Source organism: Streptomyces sp. NPDC048277 (genome assembly GCF_040652235.1).
GTDB lineage: Bacteria > Actinomycetota > Actinomycetes > Streptomycetales > Streptomycetaceae > Streptomyces.
In genome coordinates, this window is record NZ_JBEZLQ010000048.1 from 17,158 (window position 1) to 37,923 (window position 20,766).

Sequence of the window (20,766 nt, forward strand, 5' to 3'; positions counted from 1 at the left end):
CACCTTCCGGTGATGTGATCCTGATCGTCCGGGCCGGCCAAAAAGGCATCGTCATGCGGCCCGAGGCCCTGCACGAAGCAACCCGCCGAAAGGCCGCCCGGACCGTGGCCCAGGGCCGACGCGGACGGCGCGCACCGGGCGAGAAACCCGGCAGGAAACGGATGGCCGCCGTCGCCTGCGTCTTCGACACCCACCCAGCTCCCCGCCGCCCCCACGACGTGATCCACCCGCCCGGCGGCCGCACCGGACCACGCGCACCCCGGCCCCGCCCGAAGACCGTGGACAAATGGTGCATCAGATCGGTGATCCGCCCGCCCGAACAGGCCATCGCCGACGCCCTCGACCAAGCCCACGCACGCGACCAGCACCACCACCGCGCCCCGGACCGTCCACGTCGACGGCACCCACCACCGGCCCGACCTCATCCACGCCGAAACCGGACGTCACCACACCCAACCTCTTTCGAGTCTGCTACGCGATCGGGTGACATCTTGACCTGCCCCCGGTTTGGGTTCCAGCTGTGGTGGCTGACCGGCGGCAGGGATGGTGTGTTGTCCGGAGCCATGAGGAGCGGTCGCGGGTCGCGGACCGTGCAGCGCCAGGCCCGGCGATGTCGATGTGGTTGTCCTGGCGGAACACTCTGATAGCAAGGTTGCCCCGGTCTACGGGGCTCGGGCCTGTGTGGGCGCCCCCTTCTGTTTGGCGCCGATGCGTGCGGTGTCCAGGACGGCGAGGGTGGGATCGACGAGGCCACCGTCGTCCAGGCGATGCAGCACGGCCTGGTACGGGCGGCCCTGGACAGTTGGTGGCGGCGGTGGCCAGGGCGCTGCCAAGGACCCGCGATCGTGCGCTTGTTGAACACGGGGCCCGGCGCCGCCGTCGGACATCACCTCCACGGTGTACCTCCGGTGGGCCTCGCCGAGCGGAGGGTGAACCGCCGGGAGCCTCCACTCGTAGTGTCTGCGCGAGAGCCGATTTCGACAGGAGGCGATGCTGAGAGCGCCGGAGGAAATGGACGTGACACAAAGACACCTTGATATCAATTGCAACGAGACCGAGGCCGGCACTCTCACCGATGCGTCCAACAGATTCGTCGTGTTGAACGACCATCGGGGCGCAGGAATCGGCTCGGCCGAGCACGAGCGGTGAGCGGCGGGAGCGTCCTGGATGCCGTGAGGCGACAGGCGGCAGCCCGTGTCAGAGGTTCCGTGAGGGGCCGGTTCCCCCCTCGTCCCGGGCAGGGTCTCTGAGTAGCGCCGAGTGCCATGTACCGGTGGCCGGGGTCCCGTCCCGGCCGCGCCCCGGGGCCATCCGAAGTGCCGGGCGGCAGGCCGCTCGTGTTCCTGTGGCCGGCCAGACCCGGGCCTGAGCCTCACACCCGCCCGCCCGTGCCGAGGCGCCGGGCGGAATGATTCCGACCGCTCCAATGGGGGCTCGCGATGACCTTGACGATGGATGACTACTTGCTCGACCCTCCGAGAACCGAGGGGTCGTCACCGATGCACTTCCGGGCCGTGTTCGAGGCCGCGGTGGCGACCGCCCCGGAGGCGCTCGCCGTCTGCGACGGGGGAGACCGGTACACCTGGCGTGACTGGCAGGCCCGTGCCCATGCGCTGGCACGTGGTTTGCAGGACCTCGGGGTGGCCGGCGGCGATGTGGTCGCCGTCCAACTGCCCAACGGCATGGACTTCCTGGCCCTGCACGTGGCCGTCGCCATGGTCGGCGGTGTCCTCCTGCCCGTCCACACCGACTGCGTGCCACGTGAGACGGAGTCCCTGCTGCGCAGGGCCAGCCCCGTGGTGCTGATCCTGGCGGACGCCTCCAAGCACGGCGACGGTCAGACGCTCGGCAGGGCGATGCAGGAGGCGATCCCAGACCTGCGCCGGGTGCTGACGGCGGGCGGCGGCCCGGCGCACGAGCCGGACTCCCTGGAGCACCTGGCGGCCTCCTGGGAAGGGGCTTGCCCGCTTCCCGTCGACGTGACGCCGGACATGCCGTTCGTTCTGGTGCCCTCCTCCGGAACCACCTCGCGTCGGCCCAAGATCTGCATGCACTCGCACCGCAGCCTGCTGACCAACGCGTTGAGCGTCATCGCCGACGGCGGTGGCCCCGGGCCGTCGGACGTCGTCCTCAGCGCCAGCCCTTTCAGCTTCCTGTTCGGCATGCTGTCGATCCACCTGAGCGTCCTGTGCGCCACTCGTCAGGTCATCCTGCGAGGCTGGGACACCGGCCGGTTGGTCGCCGCGGCCGAGTCGGCACCGCCGACCTTCCTCTACGCCGTGCCGACCCAACTGCGCGACATCCTGGCGGAGATCACCGCACCGGACGGCCTGCGGCTGCCGAGGTTGAGCGAGATACGCACCGGCGGGGCGCCGGTGCCGGAGGAACTGGCCACCTCGCTGACCCGGCTGCTGACCGACCGGGTCGTCGTCCAGTGGGGCATGTCGGAGATCGGGGCGGGCACCTACACCCGGCCGGCCGACAAACCGGAACAGGCCGCCCGCACCATCGGCCGCCCCGCCGACGGGGCGCGTGTGCGCGTCGTGGACGAGGACGGCCGGCCCTGCGAGCCAGGCCTGGTCGGCGAACTCCAGTTCCGCAGCGCCTCGATGTTCCACGGATACCTGGGGGAGCCCGAACTCACCCGGCAGGCGATGACTGCCGACGGCTGGTTGCGGACCGGCGACCTGGCGTGCCTGACCCCTGACGGCTCGGTGGCCTTCCGGGGCCGCTCCGCGGGGCTCATCAACGTGGGCGGCCGTAAGGTCAACGCCACCGAGATCGAGGAACTCCTCCAGGACTTCACCGCCGTCCACGACGCCGTCCTCGTCGGATGCGACGACGAGCGGCTGGGCGAGACCCCGGTGCTGCTGTGCACGGTCCGGGACGACCGGCGGCCGACGCTCCAGGAGGTGGCCGATCACCTGGCCCTCAAGGGCGTCGCCCCGTACAAACTCCCCACCTCGCTGCACGTGGTGGAGCGGCTGCCGCGCACCCCGACAGGCAAGGTGGCCCGGCGCCGGGCCACCGACCTGGGCCGCTCGCTGACCGCCGAGCGCCGGGCGCGGCAGCGGCTCAGCTCACCCGACTCCTCGCCGGGTGAGCTGCGTGCCGCCGTCCTCGCCATGGTCTGCGACGCGGCCGCGGAGATCCTGGGGTCCGCTGTGGACGCCGCCGGCACCTTCAAGGACATGGGATTCGACTCCCTGATGGGGTCGAGGCTGCGGAGCGTGCTCGCCCACCGGACGGGACTCGACCTGCCGGTCGGCCTGCTCTTCGACCACCCCACACCGCTGCGGGTGGCGCACTTCCTGGCCGGTCAGGAGAGCGACCCTGCCGCGAGCGGGCTTCCGCGGACGCCGCGGGAGCCCGCGCCGCCCGGGGAGCCGATCGCCATCGTCGGCGTGGGCTGCCGCCTGCCGGGGGGCGTCAGTTCGCCGGACGAGTTCTGGGAAGTGCTGCGGACCGGGCGGGAGGTGCGGTCGGAGCTCCCCGAGGACCGGGGCTGGCCGCTGGAGCGGGTCTATTCGCCGGAACCCGCGAAGGCCGGCACCACCGTCTCGCGGCACGGCGGGTTCCTGTCCGGCATCGGTGAGTTCGACGCGCGATTCTTCTCGGTCGAGGAACGTGAGGCCGCCTCCCTCGATCCCCAGCAGCGGGTACTGCTGGAGACGGTCTGGGAAGCGCTGGAGCGGGCCGGCATCCCCGCCGGGGCGCTGCGGGGCAGCGACGCGAGTGTGTTCGTCGGGATGATGCCCTCGGACTACGCGCCGCGCTGGTTCGAGTCACCGGAGAGCTACGACGGGACCCTGGGCCTCGGTGTCGCCGGCAGTGTGGCGTCCGGACGGATCTCCTACATCCTGGGAACCCACGGCACCGCGCTCACCGTGGACACCGCCTGCTCCTCCTCCCTCGTGGCGGTCCACCTGGCGTGCGAGGAACTACGCAGGGGCACCACCGGGCTGGCGATCGTCGGCGGCGTCACGGTGATGTCCACGCCCGCCAACATGGTGGAGTTCAGCCGCCAGGGCCTGCTGGCACCCGACGGCCGCTGCAAGGCGTTCGCCGAGGGCGCCGACGGCGTCGGCCTCGCCGAGGGCGCCGGCGCCCTGGTGCTGGAGCGGTTGTCCGACGCCCAGCGCAACGGGCACAAGGTGCTGGGGATCGTCCGGGGGAGCGCGGTCACCCAGGACGGTGCCTCCAACGGCCTGACCGCCCCGAACCCGTACGCCCAGGAGCAGGCGATCGGCCGGGCGCTGCGGGCGGCGGGCCTGGCGGCCGGCGACGTCGACGTGGTCGAGGCGCACGGCACCGGCACCTCGCTCGGCGACGCCGTCGAGCTCCAGGCACTGCGCAACACCTACGGCGCCGGCCGGTCCCAGGACCGGCCGCTGTGGCTCGGCTCGGTGAAGTCCAACCTCGGCCACACACAGGCGGCCGCCGGACTGGTCTCCCTCATCAAGATGCTCCTCTCGCTGGAACACGAGGTCATCCCGGCGACGCTGCACGCGGCTGAGCCCAGGCGCGCGGAGGACTGGTCCTCGGGAGCGATCCGCCTGGCGGCAGGCGCCGTGCCCTGGCCCGCCGAGGAGCGGACCCGGCGGGCGGCCGTCTCGTCGTTCGGTATCAGCGGCACCAACGCGCACCTGATCCTCCAGGAGCCGCCCCGGACGCCCCGCGGCACGGCACCGAAACCCGTACCGGCCGGGGCGCCGTGGCTGCTGTCGGCGCCCGACCCGGACCTGCTGCCCGTCATGGCCGGTCGGCTGGACTCGGTGCTCACCGACCTGAACGGGGCCGGGAGCGACGACGTCGGACCCGCGCTCGCACTCGGCCGGACCCTCTTCACCCACCGGGCCGCGGTCCTGCCCGACCGGCACGGCGACCACCGCCCGGCGCTGCGGGCCCTGGCAGGCGCCACCGCCTCCGTCGACATCGTGACCGGCGCCGCGGCACCGGGCCCGACCGTCTTCGTCTTCCCGGGGCACGGCTCCCACTGGACCGGCATGGCCGCCGCGCTGATGGCCGAGTCGGAGGTGTTCGCCCGCGCCGTGGCGGAATGGGACGAGGAGTTCGGGGCCCTGCTGCCCTGGTCGGTGGCGGGCGTCCTGCGGGCCGAGCCGGACGCTCCCGCGCTGGAGAGCCCGCAGGTCGTCCAGCCGGTGACCTTCACCGTCATGGTCTCCCTCGCCGAGCTGTGGCGTTCGTACGGTGTGCGGCCCGACGTCGTCGTGGGACACAGCCAGGGTGAGATCGCCGCCGCGCACGTGGCCGGCGGGCTGACTCGGGCGGACGCGGCACGGATCGTGGCGTTGCGAGGACGGCTGATGGACCGGATCGCCGGCCGGGGGGCCATGGCCTCGCTCCGGCTCGGACCGGACGAGGCGGAGCGGTGGATCGCCCGCTGGGCGGACGACGTGTGCGTCGCGGTCGTCAACAGCCCCCGCAGCGTGGTGATCAGCGGAACCGCCGCGGCGGTGGCGGAAGCGGTCGCCCGCGCCGAGCAGGAAGGCATCCGAGTGCGCCGGCTTGCCGGGGACGTGGCGTTCCACAGCCCGCAGGCCGATGCGCTCCTTGACGAACTGCAAGGCGGCCTCGCGGACTTGACGCCGATGCCCGGCGCGGTACCGTTCGTCTCCGCGACGACGGGCGGGCGGGTCCCGACCGAGCGGCTCGACGGCGCCCACTGGCGCCGGAACATGCGCGACCGCGTCGACTTCCGCGCCGCCGTCGAGGACCTCATCGGCCGCGGCCACCGGCGCTTCGTGGAGATCAGCCCCCACCACGTGCTCGGCACCGCCGTGGCGGAGACCGCCGCGGCGGTGGACACCCCGGTGGGGTGCACAGGAAGCCTGCACGAGGACGACCCCGGGCTGAGCCGCTTCCTGCGGTCTCTCGCCGAGGCCCATGCGCACGGCGCCGAGGTCGACTGGCGGAAGGTCTTCGCTGTGCCGTCGGTGGACGCGAGCGCCCTGCCGACCTACCCGTACCGCCGCAGGACGTTCTGGCACGCCCCGGTGCCCTCCGGTGCGGAACCGGCCGCCCCTGCCGAGGCCGTGACAGCCGAGTCCGTCGGAGCCGCGACCGCCGAGCCACTGCGGTCCGTACTGCTGCGGCTGCCGCCGGAGGAGTGTCGCGCTCGGCTGGTCGAGCTGATCTGTACCAGTGTGGCGTCCGTGCTGGAGGCGCCGGCCGCCGCGCTGGTGGTGGCGGAGGCCGAGTTCGAGGCACTCGGCCTCAGCTCCCTGGCCGCGGTCGAGGCCCGCAACCTGATCGCCCAGGCGCTGGGGGCGAGCCTGCCGGCCACCGTCGTCTTCGACTACGACGGCCCGCTCAGCCTGGCCGACTACCTCCTCGACTACCTCCAGGTCAATCACACGGCGGAGGCGCCGCCCGAGCCGGCCGCCGCGGTCGAACCGCACGCCGGCACACCGGCGGAGGAGCACCGGGCGCTTCCCACCGGCTTCGAGGCCGTCTACCGCGGCCTCACGGCGAAGGGGGAGCCTGAGGCGGCCTGGGACATGGTCCTCAGCGCGGCCAGGCTCCGCACCACGTTCCACGCCAAGGACGACCTCGGCGGGCTGAACCTCGCCGCCTTCCGGCATGCCACCGGCCGGCAGGACCCCACGCTGGTGTGCATCCCCTCGGTGGTCGCCCTGGCGGGCCGCGCCGAGTACAAGAAGTTCGCCGCTCCGTTCAACGGCATGCGGGACGTCGTTCAGCTGAGCGAGCCCGGCTTCAGCGACGGCGAGGAACTGCCCCAGGACCTCGACGCCCTGGTGGCCGCCTACACGGAGGCCATCCACCGCCACACCGGCGACGGACCGATCGCACTGTGCGGACGTTCCTTCGGCGGCTGGATCGCGCATCGCGTCGGGGCCCGGCTGGTCGAACTGGGGAGGCCACCCGTGGGCGTGGTGCTGATCGACACCTTCTGGCCCGGTGAGGAGTTCGTCACCAAGTTCGTCCCCCGCACCCTGCGCCGACTCGTGGATCGCCAGCGGGAACTCGGCACGGAACTCGGGGTGAGCCGCCTTACCGCCATCGGATGGTACCTGCGCATGCTCCGCGAGTGGTGTCCGGAGCCCAGCGGCCTTCCCACGCTCTATCTGATCCCGGAGGACGAGACGTCCATCGAACAGCATCTGCGCAGTGGCGGCTGGCAACTGCCGCACACCGAGGTACGCGTGCCGGCCGACCACTTCAGCGTCATGGACGCGGACGCCGGGGAGACCGCCGCGGTGGTCGAGGAATGGCTGTCCGGACTCGGCGTCGGAAATGAGGACGCGTGACCATGGAAAGCGCCCCGGAGCTGGTCAGACTCGTCACCCGTGACTTCATGCAGGACCCGTACCCCGCGCTGCGCGAGGCCCGGGAAGAGGGCGAGGCCGTCCCGATCGACAGCAGCGGCATGCGGATGTGGGTCGTCACCCGCTACGAGGACGCCCGTCGGCTGCTCGCGGACCCCGACATCTGCAAGGACATGGTGGCCAACGGCGAAGCGATCCTGCGCAGTTCCGTGGTGCGGCCGGAGAAACTCCGCGGAGTCCCGCTGGCATTGCGCCGGCACATGCTCGACCGCGACGAGCCGGACCACACCCGCCTCCGGAGCATCGTCAGCGGCCACTTCACCGGAAGCACCGTCGAGAGCATGCGGGCGGAGATCGCCGCCACGGCCGGAGCACTCCTGGACGGCCTGCCGGCGGAACAACCCGTCGATCTCATCGAACGCTTCTGCCGGCCGCTCGCACGGACCGTGATATCGAAGCTGATCGGTATCCCGCCGGACGACCCGGCGCCCTTCCCGGAATGGGTGAACGACCTGCTCACCGCGCCGGACAGGAGCATCCTCAAGGCTTCCGCGGAATCGCTGGTCGAGTTCATCGGCGCCCTGGTCGACGGCAAGGCCGACAAGCCGGGCCCCGACATCGCGACCGCGCTGTCCGAGGCCGTCCTGGCGAAGAAACTGACCAGGAACGAAGCCGTCGCATCGGTGCACGTCCTGCTGACCGGCGGCATGGAGCCGCTCAACGGGATCGCGAACGCCGTCCACTCACTCCTGCGCCACCCGGAGCAACTCACCCTGCTGACAGACGACTTGTCGCGCATACCGAACTGTGTGGAGGAGACGCTGCGGTACGAGAGCCCGTTCCGGATGCTCACCCCCCGCTACTCGCGTGTACCGGTGCGGGTCGGCAGCACCACCATCCCGGCCAACGAGATGATCCTGATCTCGGTCGCCGCCGCCGGCCGCGATCCCCACCGCTTCGACGACCCGGACACCTTCGACATCGAGCGCAACGCCGGGGGACACCTGGGGTTCGGCCGCGGTATACACCGCTGCTTGGGGGCGCACCTCGGGCGCCTCGAAGTGGAGACGGGGCTCTCCCTCCTGCTGTCCCGCCGGCCAGGACTGCGACCGGCCGAGGAGGCGGACACACCGGTCTGGCAGCCCGGCATCTTCATGCGCCGTCTGCACCGCCTGCCGGTGGTCCTGGGCGGCGAGCGGCCCGCGGCGCCGGAGTCGCCGTGACCGTCGGCGCCGCCCGCAGGACGGGGGGACACCGGTGATGAAGTCAGGCGAAGCGAAGCGGTGGTTGCGCCGGTACCACAGCGCCGACGCGGCGGCCTGCCGCCTGGTCGTCCTTCCCCACGCCGGGGGTTCGGCGAGTTTCTACCATCCGCTGTCCACCCGCCTCGCGTCCTCCCTGGATGTGCTCGTCGTCCAGTACCCGGGCCGTCACGAGCGCCGCAGGGAGTCGGCTGAGACCGATCTGCTCGCCATGGCCGACCACGTGGTGCAGGCACTCCTGACGCAGCCGACCAGCCTGCCCACGGCCGTCTTCGGACACAGCATGGGCGCCACACTGGGCTTCGAGGTGGTGCGTCGACTGGAGACGTCCGGCGTCCGGGTGCCGGTCCTCTTCGCCTCCGCCAGAAGGGCGCCCTCACGCGGCCGCGGCAGGTGGACGCCGGAGGGGTTCTCCGACGAGCGGCTGTTGCGCGAGATGGCGGTCCTCGGCGGCGCCCAGGCCCGGGTGCTGGACGACGGAGACGTCCGGGAGATGGTCCTGCCCGCCGTGCGGGGCGACTACCAGGCGGTCGAGAGCTACCGGTTCCAACCGCGGCCCAGCCCCCGGGTGCGGGGCGCGGTGATGGCACTGACCGGGGAGGGCGACCCGACCACCGCGCCCGACGACGTCACCGCGTGGGCCGAGCACACCTCGGGCGGCTTCTCCCAGCGCGCGTTCCACGGCGGGCACTTCTACCTCGCGGAGCGGTGGACCGAGGTGGCCGAGGCGATCAGAGAGCGCGTCGAGGCCGAGGTGTGAGCGCACCGCGTCCCCCGGTCGTTCCCGGACGCTCCTCGGGGACCGCCGTCCCAGAGGCAGGGCCAGAGGCAGGACCAGAAGCAGGACCAGAAGCAGGCCAAGGCACCGCAAGCGCACGAGAGTTGAGGACCACTGATGAAGCTGAGGGCGCTGCTGGAGCCGTGCCGGGCCGGAAGCTACGACAACATCCTGGCCCTGGCCAGGGCGACGGAGGAGTCGGGACTCGACGGATTCTTCCGGTCGGACCACCTCCTCGGCGTCGATCCCGAGGACCGGACCTACCAGCCCACCGACTCCTGGGCCACGCTGGCCGGGCTCGCCCGCGAGACGCGGCGCATCCGCCTGGGCACGCTGGTCACAGCCGGTACCTTCCGGGCACCGGGCCTACTGGCCACCACGGTCGCCGTGGTGGACGCGATGAGCGGCGGGCGTGTCGAGCTGGGGATCGGCGCGGGCTGGTACGGCGAGGAGCACCGGGCGTTCGGCATCGGATTCCCGGGCACCGGCGAGCGGTTCGACCGCCTGGAAGAACAACTCACCATCATCACCGGCCTGTGGGACACCCCCGACGGCCAGCCGTTCTCCTTCGACGGGAAGCACTACCAGGTGTCCAACCCGGGAGTCCTGCCGCGTACCGCACAGCGCCCGCACCCGCCCCTCATCATCGGCGGCACCGGCGCCCGCCGGACCCCCGCCCTCGCCGCCCGGTTCGCCGACGAGTTCAATCTCGCCTTCCCCCACGGCATCCGGGAGCGCCGGGAGAACTTCGACCGGATATGCGAGGAGACCGGCCGTGATCCGTCCACCGTGCGCAAGTCGGTCATCCTCCCGGTGGCGTGCGGCACGTCGCCCGCCGAGATCAAGGCCAGGGAGGCATCGCTGCCGGCCGGTCCGCTGCGCGCCGAGGCCGTCGTCGGCCGCCCGGAGGACGTGCTGGAGCGGCTGGCCGAGCTGCGCCACGAGGGCGGCGTGGACACGGTGTACTTCCACCTCTACGACACCGAGGACAGCGATCACGTGAGGCTGCTGGGCGCCGAGGTCCTGCCCGGGCTGTGAACTCCGCCACCCGGAACAGACCCGGGTGCCGCGGCAAAACCTTCCTACCGAAAGGGAGTCTCCCACCATGTCGGTCATGAAACGTCGCACACTCGGCCGGACCGGAATCCCGGTGTCGTCCATGGGGCTGGGCACCGCGACCTGGGGTGCCGCGACCGTGCCGGAGGATGCCGCTCGGCAGCTGAGGGCGTTCGTCGACGCGGGCGGAAACCTTCTGGACACCGCCGACGTATACGCCGACGGGGTGAGCGAGGAGATCATCGGCGGGCTGTTGGGGCGGGTGGTGCCCCGGTCGGAGATCGTGCTGGCGACCAAGGCCGTCGGGGTGCTGAACGATCCGGCCCGTCGGCAGAACGCGTCCTATTCCCACCTGCTGAAGGCCCTCGACAGCTCGTTGGCAAGGCTGAACACCGACCACGTCGACCTGTGGCAACTACACGCCTGGGACGCCGACACGCCGCTGGACGAGACACTGCGCGCCGTCGACGAGGCGGTCGCCAGCGGGCGGGTGCGGCATGCCGGAATCTGCAACTACTCGGGCTGGCAGACCGCGAAGGCCGCAGTACTCCAGTCCGCCGACGGTCGGACACCGCTGGTGTCCGTGCAACTGGAGTACTCGCTGCTGGAGCGCGGCATAGAACGGGAGGCCATCCCCGCTGCCGCGGACGCCGGGCTGTGTCTCCTGCCCTGGGCGCCGTTGGGCCGCGGTGTGCTGACCGGCAAGTATCAGGGCGGGGTCCCGAAACAGCGTATGAGGAGCCCGTTCTTCCAGGCCTACGTGGGCCGCTTTCTGGACGAGCGCAGTGCCGGCATCGTCGCCGAGGTCGTCTCCGTCGCGGAGCGGCTCGGTGCCTCGCCGCTCGCCGTGTCGCTCGCCTGGGTACGGGAACGGCCCTTGGTGGCCGCCCCCTTGGTGGGCGCCCGCACGGTCGACCAGCTGCGGGAGTCGCTGGCCGACGACGTACTCGACCTCGTACTGCCCGACGACATCCGCGCACACCTGGACGAGGTGTCCGCTCCCGTGCTCGGTTACCCGGAGCAGATCGTCATGTGAACCGACCGGGTCCCGGCCGACCCGCCGGACGGGCTGCCGCCCGGCGGGGGCCCTTATGCGGGCCGCGCTCCGGGTATGACGCAGTACGCGGACAGCTGGGCGTCGACGTCGTCGTCCAGGCGCACCGTCACGTCCGCGAGCCTGCGGCCGACGGCGCGGATGCGGCGTTCGACATGAGTCCGGCGGGCCTTGCGTTCCTGGCAGCCCACCGCCGGGTCGATAGAACAGACCCTGCTCGCCCTCGCTCACCTGTGCGGGAACGAGACTCTCGCCCGGGTGGCGGCCGGGTTCGGGGTTTCGGAGGCGACGGCTGGGCGGTACGTGGACGAGACCATCGAGGTCCTGGCCGCCTGGGCGCCGGGCCTGCACGAGTTCCTGGTGGGCCTCGGCCGGGGGAGCGATCACCTCATCATTGACGGGACGCTGATCCCCACTGACCGAATCCGCAAGGCCCTGAGGGCCCCCGCGGTGATGAGCCTGGACCCGACCGACAAGGGCCGACGCCGCTGGACGATGCGTCGGAAGGCGCCGCTGAACGCCTTCCACATCGCCTTCGAAGGACGTCTCACCCCCCCCATCACCAGCCACTGACACCTCGACAACCATCATCAGCCGGTAAGTTGGCACTCCCTGGTTTCCTTTCGGGTATGGGGTGCTTCGTGGTCGGGTGGTCGGGGCATCGGGGTGTGTACGGGCATGAGTGGGCTGTCTCGTGGTGTGGGAACGCGCGTGAGTTCTGGTCTCGCGGCGGGCATGTGCTGAAGTGTCACCTGCGGGGTGCGGGGGCTTTGCCCTTGCCTTTGTACGCGGCGGACGATGGGGTTGTGTGTCCCGTGTCTGGTGTCCAGTCGGGTGCCGTGGTGTGGCCGGCTGGTGGCAGGTACGCCGACGCGTTCATCCCGTAGTAGGCGCCTGCCGGATTGATCGTGGCGCTGCCCGGGAACGGGTCAGTGGTTGCCGTCAGTGACATATTTGCCAGTGACGCCGAGAGTGTCATGTCGGCGGGGTTGGCGGTCGGTGCCAGGGGGTTGAACGGGCCGGGGGCCGGGGCGGAGGCGAGGACAGGGTTGGGGAGGGGGGCGGGAGCGTCCTGGGCGTCGATGTCGAGGTGGTCCCACTCTGCGGCCCAATCTTTCAGCCAGGCGGGATCGAGGTCGTTGAGCGTATCGGCTGTCGGTGGGGGGCCGGGTCGGGTGGGGAGGGGGGGCGGGAGCGTCCTGGGCGTCGATGTCGAGGTGGTCCCACTCTGCGGCCCAATCTTTCAGCCAGGCGGGATCGAGGTCGTTGAGCGTATCCACTGCCCGTGGGGGGCCGGGCCGGGTGGGGAGGTCGGAGGGCAGGTCGGCGCCTTGCGCGTCCCGGTAGCTGGCCTGCCGCTGTTGGGCTGTCACGTACATCTGGGCATCCAGTCCCCTTTCCTGGCAGATCGCCTGCCGGACTTGGGGATCGGTGAGGTCGAGCGAGGGATCAGCGAGGAAAGGGGGCACCGGTGACGACCACGGTCCGGCGGACGGCTGCCTTGAACGCAGTGTTACCACCCGCAGTGTCTGGTCCTCCAGCCCGGCCGATCCCGGATGCACCGCAACCTTCAAACCCTCCGGCGGCACCTCCGGCCAGGTCTGTGCCCCCAGCCGATACTTCTGATACACCTGCTCGGCAGCCCTCCGCCTCGCGTAAGCCAGCCGCTGTAGCCATCGGATGTGGTTCCGATTCTTCTCGTCTTGCACCCGCCTCGCATACGAACTCAGATCGCTCCTCTTCTTTGTTTCCCGCTTCTCCTGGATCTCCATCCTCCTCGCATACGAATCCCGATTCGTTTGCTGCCTGCGCGCGCGGTATTCCGATTCCTCCCGCATCCGACGCCGCTGCTTCTCATACTCCTGCGTGCGGTCTCTCTTCTTCCTCGGCTTCTCGCTCTGCTGTTCTCCGACGTCTGCCATAAGGTGTGCGTCCAATCGATCTGGAGACGATCCACTACACGCCTCTCAACGGCGCGCACCGCCCCTCGGTTCACCGCAGCCGGTATTGCCAGGGCGAACGGGAACGCTCTCTGGGCGCAGGCCAACGGCATGAACAGACCCATATCCACCGGACAGGACGAACTCACAGCCGCCGTCGCGGCGCGGCTCCCGACCCGATGACCAACGCCGCCTAGTGACCGTCCGAGCCCTGACTCGCGCACACCTCCGCGGTGGTGGAGGCCATCAACGAGTACACCCGCCGGGCGGGCGAGGCGAAGCTGGGCTACCTCGACTTTCTCGACCTGGTGCTGTCGGAGGAACTGGCCGTCCGCGACGATCGCCGCTTCCGCCAGGGCCTGCGGCTGTCGAAGCTGCCGCACCACAAGACACTCGACGAATATGACTTCTCCTTCCAGCCCGAACTGGACCCGCGCAAGGTCAAGGACCTCGCCACCCTCTCCTTCGTCGACGCCAGGGCCAACGCTCCTGGAACGAGAACCCACGAAGCCCTTCACCCGGCCCGCCACCGCCGACGAGATCCTCGCCAAGGTCCGACTCGTCCAGACCAACGCGAAGAAACTTGTCAATAACAACTCGAAGTGACACAACCAGGATCACGAAACACTGGCCGAGGGGGCTCTTGCCGTCGGCGGCCAGAGTGCCGGCACCGGACGGGTCGGTGCCGAGCAGGTCGGCGAGGCCACCTGGGCGGAGCCGGTCGAGCCGGGTCAGGGTGTCCCGCGGAGCGCTACACGGCGCGCCGGCCGATCACGGCGAAGGACCGGGCCCCGCCGATAGCCGCGGAGCAGGCCATCGGCACGACGCTCACCAAGGGGTGACGCCTTCGGCGCCGGTCACGTGGATCGGGCAAGGTGGCCGGCCGGGACGGCGGGTCGGCGATCACGCGGTGCTGACGCGAGGGCGACGCGGTAGGCCACCGGCATCAACCGGAACTTCGTTGCACGTGTGGCGGTCCACTACCACCTCGCCGTGATGCCGTGACCCGCACAGGCCCTCGATCGAAAAGACTTGGAAACCGCCCTGCCCCCAGAGAGAAGACGCCGGCGGTCCCAACCGACTTTGAACCACTGAGAGGGCGAGCACGTTGTGGAGACCAAGAAGAAGGATCCAGCCAAGGCTCTCAATCCCAAACATCGGAGGGCGCCATGCCGAGAAGTAATATCAGAAATTTCTCCGCGGAGAAAGTGCGGGACGTATTGATATGGGCCGGTAGAAATCCGGAAAGTGTGACGTCGGAAATTGCGGCACGTTTTAGGGCTGATGGAATTACCGAAAGTAATGTAGGTGCATGGTTGCGAGGAGGTACGCGAACAAGTGAACGAGCCTACAGGAGTCTGGATGTAGAGCAACTTGAAGCTCTACAACGCCGCGCCTATCCGAATTTTTCCACAACGGAATTGGATAGGAGGCGGCAGGATGCATCAGGGCCTGGGCAAACAGTGCAAGACCTGCAGAGTCTATATGCTGTAATGGGGGAAGAGGGCGCCAACTTCCGGTATGAGGATTGGCACATAAAGATGATTTTAGGGAACCTCGCCGACGACAATCTAAGGATTGAGGAATTCGCTGCTCGAAATCCTGTCAATGGAGCGGCCCTTCGGAATTGGCTGAGGGGGAATGGGAAGGGCAGGGATATTCTGAATGAATTGGACGACGCTACCGTAGGTGAACTGAACAGACGTTTCGGGAAAACATACCCTTATCTAAGAGAGGTATGGGCGAGGAGACCGGGGGCCGGGGCGGATCTTGAGTCGGTCGTGCAGGGGGCGGCGGCTTCACAGTCGGGACCGGACCATAGTGGGACCGTCTATCCATCTCAGGGTTCGGTGTACGGCGACAGCGGTCTGTCCGCCGTGACGCCGTATGGTGTGTCGTCTGCCGCGGCGTCCGGCGGCTACGGACAGAATCCGTCGTACGGCTACGGTTATTCCAGCCTTCCCCAGGCGCAGGGTTATGGTTCGGCGCCGTCTGAGGTTGCCGATTCGTCTGCCGTACCGGCTTGGTCCGTGGTGCCCTCGTCTGGGCCTGCGCCGGAGGGTTATGGTCCGACGCCTTCCTACCTGTACCCGTCTGGGCCGCAGGGAGATGCTCCGGCCGCGTCGTATCCGCCCATGCCGCCGGACCATGCGCTCGATTCGTCGTACGCGCAGAGCGATGTTCCGGCCGCGTTGTCCCAGCAGGCCGGCCATCTTCCGTCGATCTCTGAGCAGGGGCTCGCTGGACTGCGGACCGAGGAGATTCCGCAGGACCATCCTGCGGCGCAGTATGCGGCCATGCAGCCAGTCGGTGCGTCGGCCGCGTCGTATCCGCCCATGTCGCTGAACCCTGCTCACGATTCGTCGTACGCGCAGAGCGATGCTCTGGCCGCGTTGTCCCAGCAGGCCGGCCATCTTCCGTCGATCTCTGAGCTGGGGCTCGCTGAACCGTGGACCGGGCAGACTCCGCAGGGAGATTCTGCGGCGCAGTATGCGGCCATGCAGCCAGGCGGTGCTCCGCCCGCGTCGTCCCGGCGGGCCCACGGGGGGGAATCCTCGCATCTGCAGCGGCGCCCCGACCAGCACAGCGGCCAGCAGAGACAACGACGGCGCGGGTGAGCGGATGCGCCCCGGCACCCTGCGGCGATCTGGGCCGCATGCGCTCGCAACGGTGTTGGTTCGGGTCGGGTCGGCTCGCTCCGGAGCCGACCGGCCTGCGTGACACACGGCTTCGATGCCGCTGCCGACGCGGTTGGTTGAGAACACCGGCACACAGCAGTCGTCAAGACCTGCGGGGCTGGTTCGGAGTCCTGCCGATCATGTGGCGTCGCTGGTCAGAGCAAACCGATCAGGTCCAGCGGACGAGTGATGGGCAGGTAGGGGGCCTCGCGCAGGCCGGCGGCGGTGCTGTGGTGTCCGGCGGTGCGCGGGGTGCTGCGCGGTGTGGCCGTGCTCTCCGGTCGCTGTCCGGTGCGGGTCTTCGAGGCGTCCTCGCCGAGCGTGGTGTCTCTGACGTGGTGCACGGCCTCGATGCCCCATTGTGCGCGGGCGAGTTGGCCGATGGCCTGGGGAGATGGTGCACGGGCCGTCAGGTCGGTGATGGCGTGGACGGTCTCACGGGTGATCTTGCCGGTCTTGAGGTCGGTGCGGTGCCGGTGGATTTTCGCGGCCTGTGTCAGGTACGGGAAGTCCAGCCCGAGACCGGTGACGGTGAGCGTGCGCACCGAGCGGGTCTCACGCCGCCCGTGCCCTGCCTCGCGGTCGTAGCGGCGTGCGGTCACCTCATTCCACGGCAGTGAGCGCAATGCGTCGTGCAGCGTCGGCTGGTTCCGCTTGACGATGAGCAGGTAGTGCGCCTTCTTCGCCTCTACCAACCATCTGGCGTGGTCACGGTGGGTGTGCAGGGCGTCGGCGGTCACCACGACCCCGGCCGGGTCGAAGGGGGCCAGCAGCTTCGTGAAGCCGGTGACCTCGATGGTCTTGTCCGGGACCCGCAGCCGGCTGACGGTGCGTCCGTCTTCCAGGACGGCGGAGAGCAGATGTGCGGCCGGGCCGGTGTCCGTGCGCGAGCCGCGGGCGGCCTTGCCGTCCACCGCCAGGTGCCGGGCGCCCGCGGGGTCGCATCCGAGCAGGTCGGCAAGCCCGCCAGGACACACCAGGATCAGGAGGCGGCGGATGGTGGAGCTCGACGGCGCGCGGCGCACACCCAGCGGGCCGGCGGCGTGCACGCCGAGGCGGGCAAGTGCGTCCAGGGGCGCGTGGCGGGCCCACTGGCCCACGGCCAGATAGGAGCGAGCCCCGGCCAGCACCGCGCAGCAGGCGGTGAGCAGGACCGATACCAGCGAATGGCGCCGTCCCCGTCGATCCCGCGGATCGCGAAGAATGGCCAGCCGTTCCGCGACACCGCTCACGCTCCGCTGGGCGGCAGTGGGCGACTTGGTCAGGCAGACAGTGGCAGACTGGCGGCACATCGAAGCTCCGGACGGGCATGTGTCGGCGTACGGGCTTCTCTGGCCCTGGCATGATTTTCGTGAAGCGGGGGTGTGCTCCCGTGCGCCGATGACGCTCCGTCACGGGTGACGGCATGGTCGGCGAGTGTGATGACCTCGTACGAACTGTGTCTCCGCATCTGGATGTGGTGCGGGTGGAACGCGTGTGGTCGACGGGCGGCGTGGTCCGCATCGCGGCTCGCACCCGTGAGTTGCCGGTGGCGTGCCCGGACTGCAGTCGCGGGTCGACGCGCGTGCACAGTCGTTACTGCCGCACGCTTGCCGACGTTGCGGTCGGTGGGCGTCCGGTGCTGATCGGGCTGTCGGTGCGGCGGCTGTTCTGTGACGCTCCTGGCTGTGGTCGGCGGACGTTCGCCGAGCAGGTCGAGGGGCTGACTGTGCGTTATCAGCGTCGCAGTCCGCTGTTGCAGCACCTGGTGGAGATGGCCGGGGTGCTGCTGGCGGGCCGTGGTGGTGCCCGGCTTCTGCGGATCCTGAAGGCGCCGTTGTCGCGGACGAGTGTGCTGTTCCAGTTGATGCGCATGCCGCTTCCGCCGGCACCGACGCCGCAGGTGCTGGGTGTGGACGACTTCGCGCTGTACGCGAACACCTACGGCACGCTGTTGGTGGACGCTGAGTCCCGGCTGCCGATCGAGTTGTGGGCGGGCCGCGATGCCGGGCAGTTAGCCTCCTGGCTGCGGGCGCATCCCGGCGTCCGCGTGGTGTGCAGGGACGGCTCGCTGGTCTACCGGCAGGGCATCACTGAGGGCGCTCCGGACGCGGTACAGGTCAGTGATCGTTTTCATTTGTGGCAGGGACTTTCCAAGCGGGTGTCGGACGTGGCCGCTGCTCATCGTCGGTGCCTGCCCGCCTCGGTTCCCGATCCTGAACCGGCTCCGGCGAGCCCGGCTGCATCGCCGGAGCAGGCCGACACTCCGGCCCGGCGGCACGCGAAGCGGTTGTTCGAGGCGGTGCACGCGGCGACGGGCCCCGGCCGCTCAAGCAGCGCCATAGCCCGCGAGCTTGGCCTGAACCGGCGCACGGTCGCTAAGTACGCCCGCGCCACCACCTGGCAGGAATGCGTACGCCGAACCCCGCCACGGCGAAGCACCAGCCTCGATCCCTACCTGGAGTACCTGCAGCAACGGTGGGACGAGGGCGAGCACACCGCGACCGTGCTGCACCAGGAGATCACCGCCAAGGGCTACCGCGGTCACTACCAGCGGGTCAAGATGGCCATCGCGCCGCTACGCCGCGGTCTGCCGATCGACACACCGCGCGAGCGGCCACCATCGCCCCGCCAGGTCGCCCGGTGGATCACCACCACACCGCAGAAGCGCGGCCTGCACCCTACCGAGGCACTCCGTCGACTGCTTGAACACTGCCCGGAGCTCGACCGAACCCACACTTTGGTACGGCAGTTCGCGGCCATGCTCAATGCCCGCGACGCCGCCCCGCTGTCAGCCTGGCTCGACCAACTCGCTGCTTCTGGCCTGTCTGCCTTGGCGAGCCTGGCCAACGCCATTCGCGAAGACCAGCTGGCAGTCGTACACGGGATCACCACCTCGTTCAACTCGGGCGTCAACGAAGGCCGCATCACGGACCTGAAGCTCCAGAAACGAATCATGGCTGGCCGCGCCGGCGTCCCGCTCCTGCGTCACCGCGTCGTCCTCATGGCCCACCTCCGACGCCGTCACCCGTGACGGAGCGTCATCGGCGCACGGGAGCACACCCCCGCTTCACGAAAATCATGCCAGGGCCACGTTCAGGTGTACGCCGACAGCAGGGCGACTTGGCAAGGTCACCCCGTCAACCGGAGCTTCGTTGTGTCCGTGACGGCCTTCCTCCGGATCGTCACACCCCAGCCACCTGCACGTTTCCACGACCCCCAGGACTTTGAATCAGCCCTGCCGCAGCGCCTGCTGCCCCCCCCACGGGCGTAGTTCACCGAATTCGAATTGAGTCATGGCTCATTTCCGGGCGGTGCGCGACTCGACTTTGAGGTAGAGATTTTTCGGAACCACGGCGAAGCTCAAACCTTCCGTTACAGGACCGGCGGATCGGTCCGGCGTAAAGTCGAAGGAGCGAGCCAGAACCGACGTCACCATGGCGGTCTCGATCATGGCCAGATTGCGGCCCGGGCAGAAGCGGGGGCCACTGCCGAACGGGACGAACGGCAGCGTCTCCTCCGGAAGCCCGCCCTGTAGCCACCGCTCCGGACGGAACTCGGCAGGCTGCGGGAATCTGTCGATGTCCCGGCGTGCGCCGTAGGACAGCAGCAATATCACTTCGGTGCCTTCGGCCAGGCTCAGTTCGTGCCCGTCGCCGCTGTCGAGCGTCAACCTCCGCGTCGGCTGGAAGCCGAGCATCGGCACGACCGGCCGAAGCCGCAAGGCTTCCTTGACAACGGCCTCGGCGTAGGTCAGCCGCCCCATCATCGCGGCATCACCGGGCAGTCGGCAGTCGCCGAGCACCTCGTCGGCCTCCGCGCGGACCCGTTCGTGATCGTCCGGATGCTCGGCAAGGAAGTGCAGGGCCCACGCGGCCGCGGACGATGTGGTGTCCTCACCCGCCAGCAGCATGGTGAGGACATGGCCGAGCACCTCCTCGTCGGTGCTTCCTGGCTCGTCCTCCAACGGTGTCACCAACGCTTCGAGGAAGTTCGACGGCTGGTCGCCCCCGCTCATGCGGGCTCGTGCGGAGTCGAAATTTCTTCTCACCACCGTTTCCACCTCGCGGAGGGTCGCGTCCAGCCGTCGATCCCGTGGGAGTTTCACATATCTCCAGTACGGAATCGGCGTCATCGCGCGCTGGGCGATTGCCGACAGCAGCGTCGGCAATCGGCGATGCAGGCCGTCCCCGCTGCTTTCCAGCGAGTTGAGATCGTGGCCCATGGCCAGCCCTGCAGTCACGTCCAGGGTGTATCGGGTCATCTGGTCGAGAACGTCGATCCGTTCACCGGACACGGAGAAAGCGTTCCAGCCGCGCAGCAACCGTTCAGTCACTGTCGTGATCGTGGTGAAGTATTCTTGTAGGTAGGTCATGCGCAGCGACTGGGTGGCCAGCTTGCGCAGACGGCGCCATTCCTCGCCCTCGGCGGTGAAGACGCCGCGCCGAACGATCTCGTCAATGATGCTTGAGGTAGATCGGGACCGCCGGAAATCGTGCGGGCGGTGGCGCAAGATGTAATCGACGTGTGCCTGTTCGGCGGTGACGACCACGGGTCTCGAGCCGAGCCGTATGCGGTAGGTCGGCCCGTACTCGTCGGCCCAGCGCTCGAGCACCCGGTGGGGAGCACCACCTCGAACGAACTCCGGCAGATTGCCGAGGACCGGAATGGGACGGGGCCCTGTCAAAGTGAGCAACGCAAACCTCTCG

General features: G+C 69.6%; 10 protein-coding genes and 4 pseudogenes. 10 read left to right on the forward strand and 4 right to left on the reverse strand.

Translation table 11 applies throughout. From position 1 onward, the window contains the following. Positions 1-20: 20 nt before the first annotated feature. A pseudogene (locus tag AB0D85_RS49905) lies at positions 21-435 on the forward strand (ISKra4 family transposase); the annotation flags it as partial. Between the two features lie 219 nt (positions 436-654). Here AB0D85_RS49905 and AB0D85_RS49910 read toward each other — a convergent pair. Next, positions 655-794: pseudogene (locus tag AB0D85_RS49910) on the reverse strand (IS5/IS1182 family transposase); the annotation flags it as partial. Positions 795-1,499: 705 nt separating this feature from the next. Between AB0D85_RS49910 and AB0D85_RS49915 the strand changes: the two are divergent. The 5 genes from AB0D85_RS49915 to AB0D85_RS49935 all read left to right on the forward strand — a co-directional run bounded on the left by AB0D85_RS49915 (position 1,500) and on the right by AB0D85_RS49935 (position 11,442). Next, positions 1,500-7,292: an acyltransferase domain-containing protein gene (locus AB0D85_RS49915; protein WP_362337539.1), complete on the forward strand. Its 5,793-nt coding sequence runs from the start codon at positions 1,500-1,502 to the stop codon at positions 7,290-7,292. A 2-nt stretch (positions 7,293-7,294) separates the two neighbouring features. After that, positions 7,295-8,533, forward strand: coding sequence for a cytochrome P450 (locus AB0D85_RS49920; RefSeq protein WP_362337577.1), 1,239 nt, complete (start codon positions 7,295-7,297; stop codon positions 8,531-8,533). A gap of 37 nt (positions 8,534-8,570) precedes the next feature. Then, complete coding sequence (locus tag AB0D85_RS49925) at positions 8,571-9,332, forward strand: alpha/beta fold hydrolase (RefSeq protein ID WP_362337542.1); 762 nt, start codon at positions 8,571-8,573, stop codon at positions 9,330-9,332. A 135-nt stretch (positions 9,333-9,467) separates the two neighbouring features. Then, complete coding sequence (locus AB0D85_RS49930; protein ID WP_362337545.1) at positions 9,468-10,388, forward strand: LLM class F420-dependent oxidoreductase; 921 nt, start codon at positions 9,468-9,470, stop codon at positions 10,386-10,388. Positions 10,389-10,464: 76 nt separating this feature from the next. Continuing rightward, positions 10,465-11,442: an aldo/keto reductase gene (locus AB0D85_RS49935; RefSeq protein WP_362337548.1), complete on the forward strand. Its 978-nt coding sequence runs from the start codon at positions 10,465-10,467 to the stop codon at positions 11,440-11,442. 53 nt (positions 11,443-11,495) lie between these two features. Here AB0D85_RS49935 and AB0D85_RS49940 read toward each other — a convergent pair whose 3' ends face one another. After that, positions 11,496-11,651: a hypothetical protein gene (locus AB0D85_RS49940; RefSeq protein WP_362337551.1), complete on the reverse strand. Its 156-nt coding sequence runs from the start codon at positions 11,649-11,651 to the stop codon at positions 11,496-11,498. Positions 11,652-11,664: 13 nt separating this feature from the next. Here AB0D85_RS49940 and AB0D85_RS49945 point away from each other — a divergent pair. From AB0D85_RS49945 to AB0D85_RS49955, 3 genes and pseudogenes are all read left to right on the forward strand, one after another. Continuing rightward, positions 11,665-11,886 (forward strand): annotated as a pseudogene (locus AB0D85_RS49945) (transposase family protein); the annotation flags it as partial. A 1,747-nt stretch (positions 11,887-13,633) separates the two neighbouring features. Then, positions 13,634-13,888 (forward strand): annotated as a pseudogene (locus tag AB0D85_RS49950) (ATP-binding protein); the annotation flags it as partial. 1,647 nt (positions 13,889-15,535) lie between these two features. After that, positions 15,536-16,018, forward strand: coding sequence for a hypothetical protein (locus tag AB0D85_RS49955; protein WP_362337554.1), 483 nt, complete (start codon positions 15,536-15,538; stop codon positions 16,016-16,018). A 215-nt stretch (positions 16,019-16,233) separates the two neighbouring features. Here the strand turns inward: AB0D85_RS49955 and AB0D85_RS49960 are convergent, their stop codons facing one another. Beyond that, entirely contained in the window at positions 16,234-17,310 is a 1,077-nt protein-coding gene (locus AB0D85_RS49960; protein ID WP_362337557.1) for an ISAs1 family transposase, read from the reverse strand. A gap of 206 nt (positions 17,311-17,516) precedes the next feature. Here AB0D85_RS49960 and AB0D85_RS49965 point away from each other — a divergent pair, with 206 nt between their 5' ends. Continuing rightward, positions 17,517-19,091 carry an ISL3 family transposase gene (locus AB0D85_RS49965; protein WP_362337559.1) on the forward strand — a complete coding sequence of 525 codons (1,575 nt, stop codon included), beginning with the start codon at positions 17,517-17,519 and terminating at the stop codon, positions 19,089-19,091. 267 nt (positions 19,092-19,358) lie between these two features. On the opposite strand, the gene AB0D85_RS49970 is transcribed toward AB0D85_RS49965, so the two are convergent. Continuing rightward, positions 19,359-20,753, reverse strand: coding sequence for a cytochrome P450 (locus AB0D85_RS49970; protein ID WP_362337562.1), 1,395 nt, complete (start codon positions 20,751-20,753; stop codon positions 19,359-19,361). Between the last annotated feature and the right edge of the window lie 13 nt (positions 20,754-20,766).